This window comes from Halorubrum sp. SS7 (genome assembly GCF_005435055.1).
Lineage (GTDB): Archaea > Halobacteriota > Halobacteria > Halobacteriales > Haloferacaceae > Halorubrum > Halorubrum salinarum.
On sequence record NZ_SGXV01000013.1, the window covers coordinates 1 to 19,749 of the forward strand.

General features: G+C 73.1%; 21 protein-coding genes. 7 read left to right on the plus strand and 14 right to left on the minus strand.

From position 1 onward, the window contains the following. The 3 genes from EXE44_RS12070 to EXE44_RS12080 all read right to left on the minus strand — a co-directional run. A partial coding sequence (locus EXE44_RS12070) for a DUF58 domain-containing protein (RefSeq protein WP_137717343.1) occupies positions 1-962 on the minus strand: 962 nt, incomplete at its 3' end. Between the two features lie 30 nt (positions 963-992). Beyond that, the gene (locus tag EXE44_RS12075) at positions 993-2,033 is read right to left on the minus strand and encodes a MoxR family ATPase (RefSeq protein ID WP_137717344.1); all 1,041 of its coding nucleotides are present in this window, start codon (positions 2,031-2,033) and stop codon (positions 993-995) included. Positions 2,034-2,240: 207 nt separating this feature from the next. Further along, positions 2,241-3,572 carry a dihydroorotase gene (locus tag EXE44_RS12080; RefSeq protein WP_137717345.1) on the minus strand — a complete coding sequence of 444 codons (1,332 nt, stop codon included), beginning with the start codon at positions 3,570-3,572 and terminating at the stop codon, positions 2,241-2,243. Between the two features lie 118 nt (positions 3,573-3,690). Between EXE44_RS12080 and EXE44_RS12085 the strand changes: the two genes are divergently transcribed. The 3 genes from EXE44_RS12085 to serS all read left to right on the plus strand — a co-directional run bounded on the left by EXE44_RS12085 (position 3,691) and on the right by serS (position 6,067). Continuing rightward, positions 3,691-4,260 carry a hypothetical protein gene (locus tag EXE44_RS12085; protein ID WP_137717346.1) on the plus strand — a complete coding sequence of 190 codons (570 nt, stop codon included), beginning with the start codon at positions 3,691-3,693 and terminating at the stop codon, positions 4,258-4,260. 100 nt (positions 4,261-4,360) lie between these two features. Then, positions 4,361-4,600, plus strand: coding sequence for a hypothetical protein (locus EXE44_RS12090; RefSeq protein ID WP_137717347.1), 240 nt, complete (start codon positions 4,361-4,363; stop codon positions 4,598-4,600). A gap of 96 nt (positions 4,601-4,696) precedes the next feature. Further along, a complete protein-coding gene (gene serS / locus EXE44_RS12095) occupies positions 4,697-6,067 on the plus strand; it encodes a serine--tRNA ligase (protein WP_137717348.1) in 1,371 nt (456 codons plus the stop codon). Positions 6,068-6,116: 49 nt separating this feature from the next. On the opposite strand, the gene EXE44_RS12100 is transcribed toward serS, so the two are convergent. The 3 genes from EXE44_RS12100 to EXE44_RS12110 all read right to left on the minus strand — a co-directional run bounded on the left by EXE44_RS12100 (position 6,117) and on the right by EXE44_RS12110 (position 8,533). Further along, positions 6,117-6,989 carry an ABC transporter permease gene (locus tag EXE44_RS12100; RefSeq protein ID WP_121562675.1) on the minus strand — a complete coding sequence of 291 codons (873 nt, stop codon included), beginning with the start codon at positions 6,987-6,989 and terminating at the stop codon, positions 6,117-6,119. Then, complete coding sequence (locus tag EXE44_RS12105; RefSeq protein WP_137717349.1) at positions 6,986-8,026, minus strand: ATP-binding cassette domain-containing protein; 1,041 nt, start codon at positions 8,024-8,026, stop codon at positions 6,986-6,988. Before EXE44_RS12105 ends, EXE44_RS12100 begins: the two co-directional genes overlap by 4 nt. A gap of 99 nt (positions 8,027-8,125) precedes the next feature. Then, positions 8,126-8,533, minus strand: a complete 408-nt coding sequence (locus EXE44_RS12110) for a helix-turn-helix domain-containing protein (protein WP_121562673.1) — start codon at positions 8,531-8,533, stop codon at positions 8,126-8,128. Between the two features lie 115 nt (positions 8,534-8,648). Between EXE44_RS12110 and EXE44_RS12115 the strand changes: the two genes are divergently transcribed. Together EXE44_RS12115 and EXE44_RS12120 are read left to right on the plus strand one after the other, a co-directional pair. After that, positions 8,649-9,308: an NAD(P)-dependent oxidoreductase gene (locus EXE44_RS12115; RefSeq protein WP_137717350.1), complete on the plus strand. Its 660-nt coding sequence runs from the start codon at positions 8,649-8,651 to the stop codon at positions 9,306-9,308. Then, positions 9,305-10,159, plus strand: a complete 855-nt coding sequence (locus tag EXE44_RS12120) for an SDR family oxidoreductase (protein ID WP_137717351.1) — start codon at positions 9,305-9,307, stop codon at positions 10,157-10,159. Before EXE44_RS12115 ends, EXE44_RS12120 begins: the two co-directional genes overlap by 4 nt. Positions 10,160-10,197: 38 nt before the next feature. On the opposite strand, the gene EXE44_RS12125 is transcribed toward EXE44_RS12120, so the two are convergent. The 3 genes from EXE44_RS12125 to EXE44_RS12135 form a co-directional block, all read right to left on the minus strand. Continuing rightward, entirely contained in the window at positions 10,198-10,800 is a 603-nt protein-coding gene (locus tag EXE44_RS12125) for a hypothetical protein (RefSeq protein ID WP_137717352.1), read from the minus strand. Positions 10,801-10,855: 55 nt separating this feature from the next. Beyond that, complete coding sequence (gene endA, locus EXE44_RS12130; RefSeq protein WP_137717353.1) at positions 10,856-12,025, minus strand: tRNA-intron lyase; 1,170 nt, start codon at positions 12,023-12,025, stop codon at positions 10,856-10,858. 67 nt (positions 12,026-12,092) lie between these two features. After that, positions 12,093-13,007: a phosphotransferase family protein gene (locus EXE44_RS12135; protein ID WP_137717354.1), complete on the minus strand. Its 915-nt coding sequence runs from the start codon at positions 13,005-13,007 to the stop codon at positions 12,093-12,095. Positions 13,008-13,177: 170 nt separating this feature from the next. On the opposite strand from EXE44_RS12135, the gene EXE44_RS12140 reads away from it, so the two are divergent. Beyond that, positions 13,178-15,409: an AAA family ATPase gene (locus EXE44_RS12140; protein WP_137717355.1), complete on the plus strand. Its 2,232-nt coding sequence runs from the start codon at positions 13,178-13,180 to the stop codon at positions 15,407-15,409. A 42-nt stretch (positions 15,410-15,451) separates the two neighbouring features. On the opposite strand, the gene EXE44_RS12145 is transcribed toward EXE44_RS12140, so the two are convergent. The 4 genes from EXE44_RS12145 to lwrS all read right to left on the minus strand — a co-directional run bounded on the left by EXE44_RS12145 (position 15,452) and on the right by lwrS (position 17,571). Then, positions 15,452-15,967, minus strand: a complete 516-nt coding sequence (locus EXE44_RS12145; protein ID WP_137717356.1) for a CopG family ribbon-helix-helix protein — start codon at positions 15,965-15,967, stop codon at positions 15,452-15,454. Positions 15,968-16,043: 76 nt separating this feature from the next. After that, entirely contained in the window at positions 16,044-16,355 is a 312-nt protein-coding gene (locus EXE44_RS12150) for a PadR family transcriptional regulator (protein WP_137717357.1), read from the minus strand. Positions 16,356-16,389: 34 nt separating this feature from the next. Continuing rightward, entirely contained in the window at positions 16,390-17,109 is a 720-nt protein-coding gene (locus tag EXE44_RS12155) for an HAD family hydrolase (RefSeq protein WP_137717358.1), read from the minus strand. 78 nt (positions 17,110-17,187) lie between these two features. Continuing rightward, a complete protein-coding gene (gene lwrS, locus EXE44_RS12160; RefSeq protein WP_137717359.1) occupies positions 17,188-17,571 on the minus strand; it encodes an LWR-salt protein in 384 nt (127 codons plus the stop codon). Between the two features lie 61 nt (positions 17,572-17,632). Between lwrS and uppS the strand changes: the two genes are divergently transcribed. Then, positions 17,633-18,628 (plus strand): polyprenyl diphosphate synthase, encoded by a 996-nt coding sequence (uppS, locus tag EXE44_RS12165; protein WP_137717360.1) that lies wholly within the window; start codon positions 17,633-17,635, stop codon positions 18,626-18,628. Here uppS and EXE44_RS12170 read toward each other — a convergent pair. Continuing rightward, on the minus strand, positions 18,625-19,725 hold the full coding sequence (locus tag EXE44_RS12170) for a DUF2891 domain-containing protein (RefSeq protein WP_137717361.1): 1,101 nt from the start codon (positions 19,723-19,725) through the stop codon (positions 18,625-18,627). The genes uppS and EXE44_RS12170 overlap by 4 nt on opposite strands. Positions 19,726-19,749: the final 24 nt, after the last annotated feature.

Here is a 19,749-nt window from a genome sequence, read left to right on the forward strand (position 1 = left end):
GCGAGAGGGTCTCGCGGGCGTTCGCGACCGCCTTCTCCTTTTTCGCCGGGGGCCGCCGAGACCCGCCCGGCGGGCAGCCGCACGTCGACCGGGACGCCGTCGTCGAGCAGCGCCAGCGCGAGGCTGACGGTCGCCCGCGCGAGCTCGTCGGCCGCGGCCGCGCTCGCGGTGCGGTCGGCGTCCGCGTCGCCGTCGCGCCCGACACCGCCGAACGGCTCGCCGTCGCGGTCGGCGCGCCCGCCGCCGCTGACCTCCGTCCCGCCCGCGATCGTCACCCGGTTCCGCGCGGTCTCGGCGGCGAACTCCTTGACGACGATCTCGTCGCGCTTGGCGGTCGTCGCCCAGTGGACGTCGCGGACCGCGTCGCCGCGGGTGTACTCTCGGAGGCGGTCGAACTCCTCGCGCTGGCGGGTCACGTCGACCGCGTCGGCCGCGTACAGCGCCCGGCGGAACCGCGCCGGGACCGGGTCGCGGGGCGGGTACACGGTCACCGCGTCGGTCTCGTCGACGAGCAGCGAGCGCTCGAAGAGGCCGAACACGTCGGTCGCGGTGAGCTCGACCGGCCCCAGCGTCCGCTCGCCGCGCTCGCGGTACGTGACGGCGTACGACACGGGCTCCGTGCCGACGGCCGCGCGGATCGGCGCCGTCGGTCCGTCGAGCCCCTCGTCGACCCGGACCCGAACGTCGGCGAGGAAGGAGGACGAGCCGCCGCCGTCCCGCGCCGGCGGGCCGAACTCCAGGCGGACCTCGCGCGTCTCCCCGACGAACCCGTCGGCGGGCGTCACGTGCCGGACGGTCGGGGCGTCGACGCGCGACACCTGGACGTAGCCGGCCGCGAGCGCGATGGCGACGGGGATGACGATCGCGTCGAGCGCGCGGCCGCCGGCGGCGAGCGCGCTCGCGGCCGCGACGAGGCCGACGGCGCCGGCGACGCGCCCCCGCCGGGTGAGTTCGGGCGTCATCTGAGTGGGGGCGGTGTCGGCGTCATCTCGTCACTCCACGCGGATCCGGTCGAGCGCGTCCTGAACCACGTCGGCGCCGTCGGTCCCGCCCGACTCGGTACGGATCCGGTGCGAGAGCACGGTCGGGGCCTCCGCCTGAACGTCGTCGGGGATCACGTAGCCGCGTCCCTCCAGCGCGGCGCGGGCCTGCGACGCGCGGACCAGCGCGAGGCTCCCGCGCGGGCTCGCCCCGAGCTTGGCGTTCCGGCGGGTGAACACCGCGAGCCGGGCCACGTACTCCCGGACCGCCTCCGAGGCCTCGATCTCGCCGACGATCCGGCGGGCCCGGCGCACGTCGGCGATCGTCGCCACGGGCTCGACCGCGTCGACCGGGTGGTCGCCGGTGAGCCGCCCGAGGATCGCGGCCTCCTCCTCGGTGTCCGGGTAGCCGAGCCGGATCTTCTTCGTGAAGCGGTCGACCTCCGCGACCGGCAGCTCGTACGTCTGTCCGGGCTCCACGTCGTTCTGGGTCGCGATCACGCAGAACGGGTCCGGCAGGGCGCGGGTCGTCCCGTCGGTCGTCACCTGGTTCTCCTCCATCGCCTCCAGCAGCGCCGACTGCGTCTTCGGCGGGGCGCGGTTGATCTCGTCGCCCAGGACGACGTTCGCGAACACCGGGCCGGGCTGGAAGTCGAACTCATCGGTCCGGCGGTTGAACACGTTGACGCCGGTCACGTCGGAGGGCAGCAGGTCGGGGGTGAACTGGACGCGCTTGAACGAGCCGTCGATCGAGCGCGCGACCGACTTCGCGAGCGTCGTCTTCCCGACGCCGGGCACGTCCTCGACGAGGAGGTGCCCGCGCGCCAGCACGGTGACGAGGACGTGCTCGACGGCGTCGCGCTTGCCGACGATCACGTCCTCGACCTCCTCGACGATTCGGTCCGCGAGCGCGGCCACGTCCGCGGGGGTCTCGGGGTCGACGCCCGCGGCGGCGGCCGCCCCGCCGACCTCGCCGCCGGTCGATTCCGACTCGCCGTCCACCGGCTCCGCGGGACCGGCGCCGAACGGCCCCGACTCTCCGGGGTCCGTCATGTTCGGCCGGCCTCGCTCGGGTCGGGCTCCCGTCCGGAGGCGACCGTGCGAATGCTCCCCGTGATCATCGATATACCACGGGTAAGGCGAGCAACGGCATATGCGTTCCGCCGGCGGCGGTCCGCTCGTCTCGGCCGATTTCGGCACTTCGCGCCGACGGTCGCGGGCGACGATTCGCGCCTCGCGACCGGGCCGTCAGTCGCGAACTTACGACCCCCCGACGTTCCGACCGACCGGCTCGCCGAACGACGCCGCGCCGGTCGCCGGGTCGCGCTCGTAGACGACCTCGCCCCGGACGAGGGTGACCTCCGGGAAGACGCCGCGGAGCCCCTCGAAGGGGGTCCACCCGCAGGCGCTGTGGAGCGCGGCGGCCTCTATCTCCCGCGGGTCGGCCGTGTCGACGAGGACGAGGTCGGCGTCGCGCCCCTCCGCGACCCGTCCCTTCCGGTCGAGGCCGAACGTCTCTGCGGGGTTCGCGGCGACCACGTCGCGGACGCGTTCGAGCGACAGCTCCCCCTTCCGGGCCGATTCGAGGAGGAGCGGGTACAGCGTCTCGACGCCGGGGACGCCGCTCGGCGCGTCGACGAGCCCGCGGCGCTTCTCCGCGACGGTGTGGGGCGCGTGGTCGGTCGCCACCACGTCGACCGCGCCCTCGGCGAGCCGCGCGAACAGCGCCTCGCGGCGCTCCTCCGAGCGGAGCGGCGGGTTCATCCGGCCGAACGTCCCGAGCGACCGCGCCCGCTCGCGGGAGAGGAACAGGTGGTGCGGCGTGACCTCGCAGGTCGCGTCCGCCCCGTCGTCGCGGGCCTCGACGACGGCGTCGACGGCCTCCGGCGTCGAGGTGTGCGCGACGTGAACTTGCGCGTCGCGGTCCGCGGCCGCCGCGAGCGCGCGCTCGACGGCGGCGACCTCGGCGTCTGCCGTCCGGTAGGCCGACCACGCGTCGGCGGTCGCGGCCGTGCCGGCGCCCCCGAGGTCGCCGTCGAGCGCGCGCTCGTCGAACAGCGTCGCGTCCTCGGCGTGGACGGTGACGGGCACGTCGCGCCGGGCCGCCGCGTCGAGCGCGTCGGCGAACAGGTCGGCGTCGATGCCCATGTCGCCCGTCGAGTCCGCGAGGAACACCTCGCCGAGCGCGACGAGGGGGCGGTCGAAGAGGCTCTCGGGGTCCCACTCCGCCGTGACCCCGCCGTTGATCCCGTAGTCGACGAGCGACTCGGCCGCGAGCGCCGCCTTCTCGTCGAACGCCGCGCCGTCGACGGTGGGCGGCGAGGTGTTCGGCTGGTCGACGACGGTCGTGACGCCGCCCGCGGCCGCGCTCCGCGACCCCGAGGTCCACGTCTCCTTGTGGCTCCCGCCCGGCTCGCGGAAGTGGACGTGGACGTCGACCGCGCCCGGCAGGAGGTGTCTCCCCCGGGCCTCGATGACGCGCTCGCCGGCGTCGGCGCCGAGCCCTCCGGCGACCGTGTCGATCCGTCCGTCGTCGCCGATCCGCACGTCTCGAACCCGGCCGTCGGCCAGCGTCGCGCCCGTGATGAGCATCGTTGTCGGCCGGTCGCGGCGAGCGGGATAAACGCTGGTGGTTCCGGGTCGCGGGCTCCGCGGCGGCCCGCCCCGAGGCACCACAAGACGTTTGTCGCCGGCGCGGGCTCTCTGGCGCATGGTCTCTGCCCTCTCCGCCCTCTCGGGCGCCGCCCCTCCGCTCTCGGGAACTGTCCTTTCGCTCTCGGGCTCGGCCGCGCCCCTCGCGGTCCCCGCCGTCGCCGACGCGGTCGTCGGCTGGCTGTGGACGGTCGCGCTGTTCCTCTTCCCCGGCATCGTCGCCGCGGGGCTGTGCGCGCCGTTCCTCGCCGCCGAGCGCCTCCGCGCGCTGTTCCGCGCCCTGCCGCCGACGGGCCGGCTCCTCCCCTCGTACCTCGGCGTCTCGGTCGGGCTCTCGGTCCCGTACCTCGTCGGCGTCGCGGTCACGGTCACGCGCGCCGCCGAGGCGGGCCCCGCCTGGAGCTCCGGGTTCCTGCTCACGGCGCTGATCGGCACCGTCCTCGTCGGAATCGTCGCGCCGGCGGTCGCCGCGCTCGGCCTCCCGCGGCTCGGCGCCGACTGGGACCCGACCGGCTACGGCGTCTCGACGTACCTCCTCCTCGGCGGCGCCGGACTGTGGTACGCGGCTGTCGCCGCGGTCCCGCTCGTCGCGCTCGCGGTCGGGATGGCGCTGCCGGGCGGGTACTGACGGCGAGCGTCGTCCGCGCCACGCCGCCCGATCGCGGCGACCCCCGCGAACGGTTCGACTCCGTAACGCTTTGTTGGCTCGCGCGAGCAGTCCCCGGCGCATGCTCCCCGCACCCTTCCGACTGTTCTTCGTCGCCGTCCCCCTCCTCGTCGCCGGCGGCGCGCTGGCGATGGCGGCGTTCCCCCGAAAGATGATGAGCTGGCAGACGCGCTCGCCCGACGGCTCGACCGGGCGGATCGAACCGAGCGACACGCGGGTCCTGGCGATGCGCGTGACGGGCGTCGTCGTCGCCGCGCTCGCGCTGCTGATGGTCGTCGCGAACTTCGCGTTCGTCCCCTGAACCGGCGCCCGCGGCGCCGTCCGCCGTGCGGGCCCCGTGCCAACCGCTGCCGACGCTCCGATACGGTTTTGGGTCGCCCCGCGGAATCCCCGCTAAATGCTGTCTCGACAGTTCGTCCGGGAGAACCCCGAGGTCGTCCGCGAGGCGCTCGACAACAAGGGCGTCGACGTGGACCTCGACCGGATACTCGACGTCGACGAGGAGTGGCGAGAGCTGAAACAGCGGGGCGACGACCTCCGTCACGAGCGCAACGAGGTCTCCTCGAAGATCGGTGAGCTGAAACAGGCCGGCGAGGAGGAGGCGGCCCAGGAGGCGATCGAGCGCTCGCAGGAGCTCAAGTCGGAGCTTCAGGAGGTCGAGGAGCGGGCCGACGAACTGGAGGCCGAGTTGGAGGCGTCGCTGCTCGAACTGCCGCAGATCCCGCAGGACTCGGTCCCCGTGGGCGAAGACGAGTCCGAGAACGTCGAGCGCCGCCGCGAGGGGTTCGACGACCGCCGCGAGCTCCCAGACCACGTCGAGCCGCACTACGACATCGGCGAGGAGCTACAGATCCTCGACTTCGAGCGCGGCGCGAAGGTCGCGGGCGGCGGCTTCTACGTCGCGAAGGGCGACGGCGCCCGCCTCGAACACGCGCTGATCCAGTTCATGCTCGACGTCCACCGCGAGCAGGGGTACGAGGACGTGTTCCCGCCGATCCCGGTCAACTCCGCGTCGATGCGCGGCACCGGCCAGCTGCCGAAGTTCACCGAGGACGCCTACCGCGTCGAGGGCTCCAACGAGGAGGCGTACGACGACGACGACCTCTGGCTGCTCCCGACCGCGGAGGTGCCCGTCACGAACCTCCACCGCGACGAGATCCTCCTCGGCGAGGACCTCCCGCTGAAGTACCAGGCGTACACGCCGAACTTCCGGCAGGAGGCGGGCGAACACGGCACCGAGACCCGCGGGATCGTCCGGGTCCACCAGTTCAACAAGGTGGAGATGGTGAACTTCGTCCGGCCCGAGGAGAGCGACGAGCGCTTCGAGGGGCTCGTCGACGAGGCCGAGGAGGTGCTGCGCCGCCTCGAGCTCCCCTACCGCATCCTGGAGATGTGTACCGGCGACCTCGGGTTCACGCAGGCGAAGAAGTACGACATCGAGGTGTGGGCGCCGGCCGACGACATGGACGAGGGCCCCGAGCAGGGCGGCCGCTGGCTGGAGGTCTCGTCCGTCTCGAACTTCGAGGACTTCCAGGCGCGCCGCGCCGGCATCCGGTACCGCGAGGAGCACCACGAGTCCGCGGAGTACCTCCACACCCTGAACGGCTCGGGGCTCGCGGTCCCGCGGATCGTCGTCGCCATCCTGGAGTACTACCAGAACGACGACGGCACCGTCACCGTCCCCGAGGCGTTGCGCCCGTACATGGGCGGCACCGAGGTCATCGAGGGCGGCGACGCGGTCGGCGAGTCGAAGCTGGGCGGGGAGTAGGGCACGCCCTCCGACCGCTCGCGCCCCGAAGCGGCGCCGGCGCTCCCACCTACTTCACGTCCGAACTCGACGCGCGGGAGAGCAGCACGACGGCGACGGCGCCCAACACGAGGTCGAGCCCGACGAGCACGGCGACGCCGGGCGCGACGCCGTCGAGCGTCCCGCCGAACCACGCGACGTCGATGACCGTCATCACGTCCCGGTCGATCATGAGCGAGCGAGCGGCGTCGACGCCGTAGGTCACGGGGTTGACGCGGGCGAACGTCTGGATCCACCCCGGGAGCGCTTCGAGCGGGAGGAACGCGCTCGACAGGAACAACAGCGGGAACTGCAGCAGGTTCGCGCTGATGATCGTCGACTCCTGGTCTCGCGTGAGGATCGCGACGGCGTTCGAGAACGCGACGAACCAGAGCGAAAACAGGATCCCGACCGCGACGATCCCCGCCGCCCCGGCGACGCCGGTGACGATGTCGGCGCCGAGGAGGACGCCGAGCCCGAGGATGATCGCGATCTGGACCGCGATCCGGAACACCTCGGCGGCGGTCTTGCCGACGAAGACGGCCGTGCGGCTCATCGGCGTGACGAGCACCTTCTCGAACATCCCGTTCTCGATGTCGTTCACGAGCCCGACGCCGGAGGTGATCGCCGCCGCGAGCGCCACCTGAATGGTGATCGCCGGCACGAGATACGTCTCGTAGCTGATCCCCGGTAGCCCCCGGTTGACCGCGCCGCCCGCGACGTTTCCGAACACCTCCGTGAAGAGCACGAGGAAGATGATCGGCTGGACGAGCGAGACGACGAGGACGAACGGGTTCCGCACGGCCTTGAGGTTCCACCGCTTGAAGTTCACCCACGCGTCGCCGACGAACGTGTTCCCGGAGCGCGCGCTCGACCCCGAGCGGTCGTTCGCGGGCGCGCTCATTGCGCCACCTCCCCGTCGTCGGTGTCGAGCTCTTCCCCGGTGATCGCGAGGAAGACGTCGTCGAGCGTCGGCGCCCGGATGTTGAACCCGGTCACCGTTACGTCCGCGTCCCGGAGCGCCACGAGGAGGTCGGTGCCGTGCTCCCGGGCCGTCTCCGCGGTGACGCTGATCCCCTCCTCGGTCTCGGCGACCGAGGCGTCCGCGAAGGCGTCGAACTCCCGCGCTATCGCCGCGGCCCGCTCGGTTGCCGTCCCGTCGCCCTCCAGTTCCACGTCGAGGACCTCACCCCCGACCTCGCGTTTGAGCTCGCTCGGGCTCCCGTCGGCGACGATCTCGCCGTCGAGGATGACCGCCAGGCGGTCGCAGAGCTGGTCCGCCTCCTCCAGGTACTGCGTCGTCAGGAAGATCGTCGTCCCGAGGTCGTTGATGCGTCGGAAGTACTCCCACAGTCGGTTGCGGGCCTTCGGGTCGAGCCCCGTCGTCGGCTCGTCCAGGAAGACGAGCGGCGGCCGATGGACCAGCGCGGTCGCGGCGTCGAGCCGCTTTTTCATCCCGCCCGAGAACTCCTCGGCCCGCTTGTCGGCCACGTCCGCCAGGTCGACGAGGTCGAGCAGCTCGTCGACCCGCTCGGACTGCTCGTCCCGCGGGACTCCGTACGCCTCGCAGGCGAACCGGATGTTCTCCGCGGCGGTGAGCTCGGGGTCGATGCTCGTCTCCTGAGCCATGTACCCGATCGACTCGCGGACCTTCCGGGAGTCGGAGCGCACGTCGAAGCCGTTGACCCGGACCGTTCCGCCGGTCGGGGACAAAAGCGTCGCGAACACCTTGATCGTCGTCGTCTTGCCGGCCCCGTTCGGCCCCAGAAAGCCGAAGAACTCCCCCTCGGGAACGGTCATGTCGATCCCGTCGACGGCGACGGTCCCGTCCGCGTAGGTGAGTTCGAGCCCGTCGACGTCGATCGCGGCGGCGGCCGCCGGCTCGCCGGCGCTGCCGTCTCGGGACCGATCGGTCGGTCCCGCCGTGTCCTGTGTAGGCATATCCGTATTACCGGATCCGGCGGCATATACTCCCGACTTCGAACGTCCGACGTTACTACGAAAAATGAAGTCTGCGAGCGGGGTCGACCGCTCGGCACGTCAGAGTTCGTGTTCGATCGCCCAGTGGTGGAGGTGCGCGAAGGCGGGGAACAGCGACTCCGCCTTCTCCGTCGGCGTGTACTCCACCCGGGGCGGCACCTCGTCGTACGCCTCGCGGTCGAGCAGCCCCGCCTCGGTCAGCTCCTTCAACCGCGCCGAGAGCGTGTTCGGGGCGGCGTCGAGTTCGCTCTCCAGGTCGCTGAACCGCAGCGAGTCCTCGGCGAACGCGAACGCGCTCAACACCGCCATCGTGTGGGTCTTTCCGAGGAGATCCAGGAGCTCGGCCACCGTCCGACCGATGCGCTCCTGCTCCTCCGGGGCGAACGACTCCCGGAGGGCGGTCGCCTCCGCGCGAGTCAATCCCCCGCTCAGTCCGGGCACGTCCGGCACATCGCTCTGTCCGTTCATCGAGCGATCACTGGACGCTATTGCTATTGTATCTTTGGGATACAGGCCGAACGCGGGCTAACACTTCGAAGCTTCGAAGTTACAAGTATATGCCCTCGGCGCGCCACTCTCCGGTATGCGAATCGCAGTATTCGGTGCGTCGGGACGAACCGGCCGACCGCTCGTCGAACAGGCGCTCGACCGCGGGCACGAGGTGGTCGCGTTCGTCCGGGACCCCGCGAGCCTCTCGTCGTCGGTCCGGGACGACGACCGGGTCGCCGTCGTCGCGGGCGACGCGTACACCGGCGACGGCGTCGACCGCGCCGTCGGCGGGGACGAGGCCTCGGTCGACGCCGTCGTCAGCGTCCTCGGACAGACCGACGGGAGCCCGGACGACCTCCTCACGGCGGCCGGCGAGCACGTGCTCGCGGCGATGGACCAGCACGGCGTCGATCGCTTCGTGACGCTCGTCGGCGCGGGTGTCAGGGAGGAGGGCGAGTCGGTGAGTCTCGGCGGGAGGGTGATGGAGTCGCTCCTGAAGCTGCTGGCGCGGGCGGCTCTCGAAGACGCCCGCGACCACGTCGAGACCGTTCGGACCAGCGACGCGCGCTGGACGGTCGTTCGCGCCCCGCGCCTCACCGAGGACGAGCACACGGGCGCGTTCCGACACGGGACGGACCTCACGCTCGGGATGCGCGACGCCGCCGCGCGGGCGAACGTCGCGGCGTTCGTCCTCGACTGCCTCGAAGCGGAGACGTACGTCGGCGAGATGCCGAAGGTCGCGGACGAGCGATGACGGACCGGCTGCTCGTCACCGGCGCGACAGGGACCGTCGGCGATCCGCTCGTCAGAGCGCTCGCGGACCGGGACGCGTCCGTCCGCGTGGCGACCCGGAGCCCGGAGCACGCGCGGGACGCGTTCGGCGACGGGCCGGAGCCCGTGGCGTTCGACCTCGGTCGCCCCGAGACGTGGGGGGCGGCGCTGGCTGGCGCCGACCGGCTCTTCCTCCTGTACCCGCCGGGGAGCGCGGTGAGCGACGTCCGCGAGTTCGCCGACGCCGCCGACCGCGTGGGCGTCGAGCACGTGGTGTTCCTCTCGATCCTCGGCGCGGAGAAGCTCCCGGTCCTCCCCCATCGTCGGATCGAGCGCCACCTCGCCGGGACCGGCATGGACCACACGTTCCTCCGCGCCTCGTGGTTCGCCCAGAACCTGAGCGAGATCCACCGCCGAGAGATCGTCGAGCGCGACGAGATATTCGTCCCGGCCGGCGACGGCGTCCTGAGCTTCACCGACGCGCGGGACGTCGCGGCGGTCGCCGCGCGGGTGCTCACCGAGCCGGGCCACGCGAACCGGGCGTACGACCTCACCGGCCCGGCCGCGCTCGACTTCGAGGAGGTGGCCGACGTCTTCACAGAGGTGCTCGACAGACCGATCGCGTACGCCGACCCGTCGCGGCTGACGTTCGCGCGGCGGATGTACGAACGCGGCTTCTCCCCGGGGTTCGTCGCGTTCATGACCGCCGAGTACTCGGTCGTGCGGCTGGGTCGCTCCGGCCGGACGACGGGCGACGTCGAGGCGGTCCTCGGGCGCCCGCCGCGGACGGTCCGCGAGTTCGTCGCGGACTACGCGGACGAGTTCCGACCGTAGCGCGGCCGCGGTCTCCACCGGGGCGCCGTCGAGCGCCGCTACTGGTTCTCCAGGGCGTCGAGGATACAGGCGGCGGCGATCACCGCCTCCTTGGGCACGTCGCTCGCGTCGTCGATGGTGACCGTGTAGGCGTCCCGCATCGAGAACTGCCCCTCGATGTCGCCGACGTGGCCGCCGTCGGCGTCGAATATCTCGTACTTGTTCGGGATCAGGTTCGCGGCGCCGACGAGGTGCCGGAGCGCCGACAGCAGCTTGTTCTTCGACTTGATCGTCGCCAGCGCCTCCCCCGAGTCGGGGTCGCGGACCGTCCAGTTCTCGACGAACAGCGAGTAGTCCTCGTCGAGCACGACCACCTCCTCGCCGGTGCCCGCGTCGACGATGGCGTAGTTGCCGCCGATGTCGACGATCCCGCCCGCCTTCACCGAGAAGGCGTCCCCGCCGTCCCCGGTGACGAACGGGAACTCCTCTTTCAGCTTGAACATCTTCTGTTTCCCGCGGAGGACGACGTTTCCGGCGCTGTCCCGGACGGCGTACTTGTTCCGGACCAGCGACTGCGTCACCTCGTAGCGGTCGTCGCTGAGGTCGACGGTCGAGATGTCGTACGTGCCCGACTCGGCGTCGGACGCGGAGGGAAACGGCATGGACGCGACGACGGCGAGCGGTCAAAAAAGCCTTCTGTTCGCGCCGACCCGGGCGTCAGGGCGTCAGCCGGTCGACGGTGAGCCACTCCACGTCGGCGGCGGGCGCGTCGGCGCCGTCGCCGAGGTGGCCGCCGCCGACCTCGGTCAGCGCGAACACCATCTCCTTGCGGACGCCGCCCGCGAGCCGCACGTCGAGCGAGAGCTCACGGGGAGAGAACTCGTGACCCGGCCCCACCACGCGCACGAGGTGTTCGGAGTGCGGGAGGTCCTCGACCGTCTCCACGTCGAGGTACGTCCGGAAATCGGCGCCGAACTTGAAGCCGGTCTTCGGCACCGCGTCGGCCGCGCGGAGGCGCCGGTAGACGGCGAGCCGGCGGTCGAACCGCTCGCCCTCCACGTCGCGGCCGCGGGCGACGATCCGGGCGGCGGCGTCCCCCGATTCCGCGTCCGCGACCTCGGGGTCCCCCACCGACGCCGACAGCGACAGGCGCCCGTCGGCGGCCAGCGACGCGGCCTCGACGAGTGAGAGCTGGAGCGCGCCCTCGACGTCGGCGGCGCGGCCGGTGAGCGGGCGCCCGTAGAACCCGCGGTCGTACAGGTCCTCGGGGGCGTCCCAGACGACGACGCGGTCCGCGAGGAGGACGCCGCTCAGGCCCGTCGGCGGCTCGTACCCGGTCCCGCCGTCGATCGCGCCCCCCTCCGCCGCGAAGTAGGTGATGTCCGACTCCTCGTCGACGACCGCGAGCGTGCGTCCCGCGAGCCCGGCGGCCGCGACCGACTCGCGCTCGCCGACGACCTGGATCGGGTACTTCACGTTCCCCGTGTCCGGGGTCTCGCCGCGCTCGTAGGCGACGAAGTCGACCGCGTCGCTCGCCGCGTCGCGCCCGCCGGGCCACGGCTCGCGTGCGGGCGAGAGGTAGAAGCCGCGGTCGCGGAGGTCCGAGTAGACGAGGAACCGCACCGCGAAGCGGTCGGCCGCGGCGGCGCTCGCGACGAAGAAGCGCTCGAAGCCGACCGGGTCGGCGTCGGTCCCGGCGCTCCCGTCGCCGCCGAGTTCGATCCCCGAGAGGTCGCCGCGGAACAGCAGGTGGGCGGCCTCGACCCGCGAGAGCGCGATCTCGTTGCCGTCGAGCGGTCGCCCGTACCCCCGGGCGTCGTAGAAGCGCTGGCGGGCGTCCCCGCCGACGCGGACCGCGTCGCCCCGCAGGTGGCCGGTCGGTTGCATACCCGTGGGGCCGGGCGGCCGAGGGAAGGGGGTTGCGGTCGCGCCCGGCCGGCGCGCCGCGTCGCCCTCACGCGAGGTCGTCCAGTATCGCGTCGATCCGGCTCCGCAGTCGGTCGGCCTTCCGCGCGGTCTCCGCCGGGCCGTTCTGGTCCTGAACGTACAGCGACTCGAAGTAGTACACCGTGTTCAACAGCGCGTATCGGGGCGCTCGCCGGTCGAATCCGGGCGGCAGCGACCGGACCGACTCGTACCCCTCGCGAAACGCGGTCCGCGGCTCGCTTTCCCCCGGCCCGAACGCCGGGAGGACCGTCCGCCAGTAGTCGTACTCGCCGGGCGCGGCGATCGCGTGTTCGAAGTCGATCACGCACGTCACCGCGCCGTCGGCGACGGCGACGTGTTCGGGCGTGGCCCACCCGTGACAGCAGACCGGCCCGCCGGCGCCGGCGAACGCGTCGGGCCGCTCGGCGAGGTGGTCGAGCACTCGGTCGGCCGCGTCGGCGTGCCCGTACCGAGCGAGGACCGGGCGGCGCCCCTCGACGTACTCGACCGCGGCGGCGTGCCACTCGTCGCGGCCGCGGACCGCGAACGCCTCGTCGACCCGGAACGCGCCGTACGCGTCGACGAGCGGCGCCGTCTCCTCGTGGAGCGTCGCCAGCCCGCGGCCCGCGGCGCGCGCCCACGCCGCGTCCGCCTCGTGGTCCGCCTCGGCCGCGGGGGCGTCGGGGTGCCACGCCGCGACGTAGTAGCTGTCCCCGATACACAGCGGCTCGGGCACCGGGACGGAGGTACGGTCGGCGACGGCGGCCATCACCCGCCCCTCCCGCTCCGCGTTCCCGGTCGGGCCGGTGTTCCCCTTGTAGACGGCGCGGCGGCCGTCGACCGACACCTCGTACACCTCGTGCGGCGGCACGTCGTGGAGCCGGCGACGGACCTCGTGGCTGTCGAACGCCGCGTCGAGCCGTTCGGCGATTTCGCGTTTCATCGGGGACACCCGTCGGTTCCGGAGCGCGCACAAACCGGTTTTGGTCCCGACTCGCTGCCCGGGTCGGCGCCGGATCGGGGGGTTCGGCGACCGGCGGCTCCGAAGCGCGTTCGGACGGTCGCTCGCGGCGACCGGACAAGGATAAAGAGCCGCCGGCGAGAACGTGGCGTATGAACGACACCGCAGGGCTCCGGCTCACGGTGCGTGCCGCCGAGAAGCGGGACGCGGGCCGGGGCATCGCCAGGCTCCCCGAGTCGGCCCGCAAGCGGCTCGCCCTCCTCAGCGGCGACACAGTCGAGGTGCGCGGCGAGCGCACCGCGGTCGCGAAGGTGTGGCCGGGCGGTCCCGACGCGCCAGACGGCTCCGTCCTCATCGACGCCGACACCCGCGCGAACGCCGGCGTGAAGGTCGGCGACACCGTCACGATCGCCCCGGTCGACGTGTCCGACGCCGAGCGCGCGACGCTGACCGCGCCCGGCCGCCTCGCGGAGGTGGACGTGAGCCGCGAGGTGGTCGAGCGGGCGCTCTCCCGGGAGCTCCGCGACCGCCCCGTCACCGAGGGCGAGGCCGTCCACGTCGAGCGGCTCGGCGGCCTGCGCTTCGTGGTGGCGCGGACGGCGCCGGCGGGGACCGTCCGCATCACGGCGGCGACTGACGTGTCGGTCGAGTACGCCGGCGACGGGGCGGGCGCGGCCGACAGCGCCGGCCCGTCGGCGGACGACCGGTCCGCGCCCGCCGCCGGCTCGGGGGCTGATCCCCCGGGAGCCGACGCCCGACCGAAGGGCGGCGACGCCCCGCCGGCCGAGCACACCGCGGGCGCGACCTACGAGGACATCGGCGGGCTCGACGAGGAGCTGGAGCTGGTCCGGGAGACGATCGAACTGCCGCTCTCCGAGCCGGAGGTGTTCACCCGGCTCGGCATCGACCCGCCGAAGGGTGTCCTCCTCCACGGGCCGCCGGGGACCGGGAAGACGCTCATCGCCCGCGCCGTCGCCAACGAGGTCGACGCGACGTTCATCACCGTCGACGGGCCGGAGATCATGTCGAAGTACAAGGGGGAGTCGGAGGAGCGGCTCCGCGAGGTGTTCGAGCGCGCCAGCGAGGACGCGCCGGCCATCGTCTTCTTCGACGAGATCGACTCGATCGCGGGCAAGCGCGACGACGGCGGCGACGTGGAGAACCGCGTCGTCGGCCAGCTGCTCTCGCTGATGGACGGGCTCGACGCGCGCGGCGACGTGATCGTCATCGGCGCGACGAACCGCGTCGACACCATCGACCCCGCGCTCCGGCGGGGCGGTCGGTTCGACCGCGAGATCGAGATCGGCGTCCCCGGCGAGTCCGGTCGCCGACAGATCCTCGACGTCCACACGCGCCGGATGCCGCTGGCCGACGACGTGGACTTGGACCGGATCGCGGGCCGCACCCACGGGTTCGTCGGCGCCGACATCGAGGGGCTCGCGCAGGAGGCGGCGATGACCGCGCTTCGGCGCGCCCGCGAGTCCGACTCCCGCGCGCTGAACGAGGTGACGGTCGGAAAGGCGGACTTCGAGGCCGCCCACGCGAACGTCGAGCCGAGCGCGATGCGCGAGTACGTCGCCGAGCAGCCGACCACCGACTTCGCCGACGTGGGCGGGCTCGACGACGCGAAGGCGGAGCTCGACCGCGCCGTGACCTGGCCGCTGTCGTACGGCCCGCTGTTCGACGCGGCCGGCGCGGACCCCCCGACCGGCGTCCTTTTGTACGGCCCGCCCGGGACCGGGAAGACGCTGCTCGCGCGCGCCATCGCGGGCGAGAGCGGCGTCAACTTCATCCAGGTCGCGGGGCCGGAGCTGCTCGACCGGTACGTCGGCGAGTCGGAGAAGGCGGTCCGCGAGCTGTTCGACCGGGCGCGGCAGGCGGCCCCCGCGATCGTCTTCTTCGACGAGATCGACGCGGTCGCGACCGACCGCGACGCGGCCGGCGGCGACGGCTCCGGCGTGAGCGAGCGCGTCGTCTCCCAGCTCCTGACCGAGCTCGACCGCGCCAGCGACAACCCGAACCTCGTCGTCCTCGCGGCGACGAACCGGCGGAACGCGCTCGACCCGGCCCTGCTCCGTCCCGGCCGACTGGAGACGCACGTCGAGGTGCCCGAGCCGGACCGCGAGGCCCGGCGCAAGATCCTGGAGGTTCACACCCGCGAGAAGCCCCTGAACGACGGGGTCGACCTGGATCGGGTCGCCGACGAGACGGAGGGGTACTCCGGCGCGGAGATCGCCTCGCTGTCGCGGGCGGCCGCGATGCGCGCCATCGAGCGCGTCGCCGACGAGCACGGCGAGGCCGCCAACGACCACGCCGACGAGGTCGGGATCACCGGCGAGGACTTCGACGCGGCGCTCGAGTCCGTCCGCCCCGAGACCGCCTGAGGCGGGCGAACGGTCGGTCCGTCGTTCCGGACCGCGGCCCGCTCAGTCGTCCTCGTTCGCCTCCGCGGTCGCGTCCGTCTCTCCCTCCGCCTCCTCGGACCCTCCGTGCCCGTGTCCGCCGTGGGCGTGGGCGTCGCCGAGCGCGCCGGCGCCGAACTCGTCGACCGGCGTGACGCTGTAATCGACCGTGAGCGTGTCCTTCGTCGCGCGGACCTTCCCGACGAACGCCGATATCTCCTCTAGGCCCCCCTCAAGCACGAACAGCTCCATACAGTACTGCGAGCCGACGTGGCTGTGGAAGTTCGAGGCGACGATCCCCTCGTCCTCGTGTCGCAGCCGCATCATCCGCTCCTCGACGCTCGTCGTCTCGTAGTTGAACAGGACGGTCACCACGGCCATCAGGGCCCGGTCCTCCAGCTTGGCGTCCTCGAACTCGCCGAGGAGGTTCCGCGAGGCCTCGCGGACGACCTCGCTGCGGCCGGTGTACCCGTGCTCGTCCGCGAACCGGTCGATCCGTTCGAGCAACTCCTCCGGCATGGACACGCTGACGACTGTCATATGTTAATCCACGCCGACGAAGTTGTTAATCCTTGAGGTCCGGGCCGCGGCGCTCCGCCCCTCGCCCGTCGCCTCGCTACCTTCCGTCGCCGCCGTTGCCGCCGCCGTCGCCGCCCTCGATCCGCTCGCCGAGCCAGTCGTAGTGGTCGAGCAGCGCGGCCTCGCCCGCGTCGGTGAGCGCGTACACGTCGGCGATCCCCTCCGTCCGGCGGTCGAGGTACCCGGCCTCGACGAGCGCGGAGAGCGTGCCGTAGAAGGACCCGGGGTCGATCCGCTCGTCGTAGTGCGATTCCAGCCGGCTCTTCGCCGACTGCGCGCGCAGTTCGCCGTGGTCGTACAGGAGCGCGCAGAGGTCGCGGCGCCGGCCGCTGTGGAACCACTTCGTCATGATCGTCGCCTCGCCTCGCGGGCGGATAAATCGCTCACGACGCGTCGGCCGGTCCGCCGGCGCCGAGCGGGTCGTCGCCGCTCCGGCCGGCGTCGATCCGGCCGTCCCCGCCGACCAGTTCGTCGAGGCGGCGCACGCGCCGGTCGCCGAGGACGCAGCGGCCGCGCTCGTCGTGGCCGACGCGCTCGACGTGGACCGCGTCGAGGCCGGCGTTCCAGGCGGCCGCCACGTCGCTCTCGCCGTCGCCGACGTAGTAGCCGCGGTGGCGGGCGGGGTCGACGCCGAGTTCGCGCATCGCGGCCTCTATCGGGTCCGGCGCCGGCTTCCAGCCGGTCTCGTCGGTACAACAGACCACCGCGTCGAAGCGGCCGACGAGGTCGAGGCGGTCGAGGACCGGCTCGGCGAGGAACTCCTGGCAGTGGGTGACGAGGCCGGTCGGCCCGCCGACCTCGCCCACGCGGTCGAGCAGGCGCGCGGCGTCGTCGTGGAGGTAGGTCGCCTCCGCGCGGGCGACCGGGTCCTCCACGGCGTGGAACGCGGGCCAGAACGCGTCGGGGTCGACCCCCATCCCGCGGAGGGTCTCGGCGCGGGAGCCGCCGAGCCCGTGCCAGAGGACGCGCGCCTCGCGGTCCGAGAACTCGCGGCCGAGCCGGTCGCCGACGCGGTCGAACACCGTCCGGGTGTACTCCCACTCGGCGTCGACGAGCGTCCAGTCGAGGTCGAAGAGGTGGAAATCGTAGTCGGCGGGGGTCACGGATCGCTCCGTACGACGGCGGCGGGCAAGTGCGTTGTGGCTTCGTCCCGCGGCGCCGTTCCGGTCCGAGCCCGACGTTCACTCCCGCACGTGAACCGACGAGCCGAGGTACTTGTGAAGCGCCTCGTCCACCGAGTCGGCGTTGAACCGGCCGAGTTCGTCGGCGATCGCCTCCTTCAGCGCGCCGAGGTACGCCTCGTCGGCGCGCAGCTCCCGGAAGTCGGCGGCGACGACCGCGGCGCCGGGCGCATCCGCGAGTCCCAGCCGTTCCTCCGCCAGCCGCCGGAACGACGGCTCGTCGCCGACCTCGCCGCGCCACAGGCGGTCGCGGAAGAACAGCCAGCCGTCGGTTCCGGGCTCGCTCGCGGGGAGCTCCATCGTCGTCTCGAAGCGGTCGGGGTCGACGGCGGCGGCCGGCGGGTCGAGGCGGACGGCGACGCGGACGACGTAGGCGGCCTCCATGGGTCGCTCCTCGCCCGATCGATCCATAAAGGTATACCGCTCGGGGGCGTGGCCTCGGACCATGTGGCAGCGACTCCGCGGCCTTGCCGGGCGCGCGTACCGGCGACACCTCCGCCGCGAGATCGACGACGTCCCCGCCCACGTCGCCGTCATCCAGGACGGGAACCGGCGGTACGCCCGCGAGCGCGGCGACGACGCCCCCGACGGGCACCGCGCCGGCGCGGACACCACCGAGCGCGTCCTCGACTGGTGCGCCGACCTCGGCGTCTCGGAGCTGACCCTCTACGCCTTCTCGACGGAGAACTTCGAGCGCCCCGACGAGGAGTTAGAGCCCCTCTTCGACCTGTTGGAACACAAGCTGCGCGAGTTCGCCGACGCCGACCGCGTCCACGAGCAGGGCGTCCGCGTCCGGGCCATCGGCGACGTGCCCCGCCTCCCGCCGCGGGTCCGCGACGCGGTCGAGTACGCCGAGCGGCGCACCGCCGCCAACGACCGCTTCACGCTCAACGTCGCGCTCGCGTACGGCGGCCGGACCGAGCTGCTCGACGCCGCGCGCGCCATCGCCCGCGACGTCGACAACGGCGAGATGGCCCCCGAGGACGTCGACGTGGAGACCGTCGAGGAGCGGCTGTACGACCGGCCGATCCGCGACGTGGACCTGATCGTCCGCACCGGGGGCGACGAGCGCACGTCGAACTTCCTCCCGTGGCACGCGAACGGGAACGAGGCGGCCGTCTACTTCTGTGCGCCCTACTGGCCGGAGTTCTCCGAGGCCGACTTCCTGCGCGCGATCCGCACCTACGAGTCGCGCGAGGAGTCGTGGCAGCGCGCCCGGGCGGAGCGGGCCGCCGCGCTGGTGCGCGCGCTCGCAGAGGTCGAGTTCGCGGAGGCGCGCGCCGCCGCCGCCCGGCTCCGGGAGCGCGTCCCCCGGCTCGACGGCAGCGACCTCTCGGACGACGCCCTCGGCATCGCGGAGGGCGAGGCAGTCGGGTCGGCCGACGGCGAGTCGGTCGGCCGGACCGACGGCGACGCGCGCGACGCGTCGGGAGCCGACTAAGCGGCGCCGGGCGCGATCCCTGCCTCGTTCCGCGTCAGCAGGTACAGCGCGAACGACGAGAGCCAGTGCGACCCCGCGTAGTCGTCGGTGAGCACGTCCGCGGCCCCCGCCTCGGCGTGGCGGCGCGCCGCGGCGTCGAGGGGCTCTCGGAGCCGGGCCGCCACGGGGCCGGTCCGCTCCGCCAGCGCGTCGCTCAGCCCGGCGAGACACCACGCGCGGGAGACGTTGAGCCCGATCAGGTGTATCGCGGCGCCGTCGCCCTCGTCCGGCTCGACGTCGACGGGCGCGAGCAGCGCGGCGTGCGGGGGCGCGCTGAGGTCGGGCAGGAACCCGCCGAGCCACGTCGCGAACGGGTCGGGGTCGAGGACGCGGCGCATGAGGTCCGCCTCGACGAGCGCCGGCGAGAGGAAGTCCCACCCGACCGGCTCCGCGCCGACGACCGCGGCGGTGTCGTCGGCGTACAGCCGCCGCGCCGCCGCCTCGGCCTCGCGTTCGAGGGCGGCGTCGCCGACGACCCGCGCGTAGTCGAGGACGCCGGCGAGCGCGAACGCGGTGTTGCCGTGGGTCCCGACGCGCTGCGGGCGGTCGACCCCGAGGAACGACTCGCGCGTTCCGCGGCGGACCCGGTCTTCGAGCGGGCGGAGCGTCTCGCGCCACGCGTCGGCGCGCGGGTCGTCCCACAGGTCGAGCTCGGCGGCGAGGCGCAGCAGCCACGACCAGCCGTACGGCTCCTCGAAGCCGGGGTTCTCGTCGAGGTAGTCGACCTCCCGGGCGACGTTCTCGGGCGTCAGTCGCTCGTCGACGCCGGCCGCGATCTCGGTCTCGTTCGGGTGCTCGGGGACGAGCCGCAGCGCGCGGACGAGCGCCCAGTGGCTGTGGACGGCGGAGTGCCAGTCGAAGCAGCCGTAGAAGACGGGGTGGGCCTCCGAGGGCCGCGGGGGCGCGTCCGGCCCCTCCACGGTCCCCTGGTAGTGCGGGTACTCGGTCTCGACACCGTCGAGCGGGTGCGCGGCCAGCGCGGTCGCGACGGCGTCGTCGAGCGCGTCCGCCCGCCCGGCCCGGAGCGCGTCCGGCGACAGCTCCTCGAAGGCGTTCATGGCGGCGGGTCGGCGGCGCGCCTG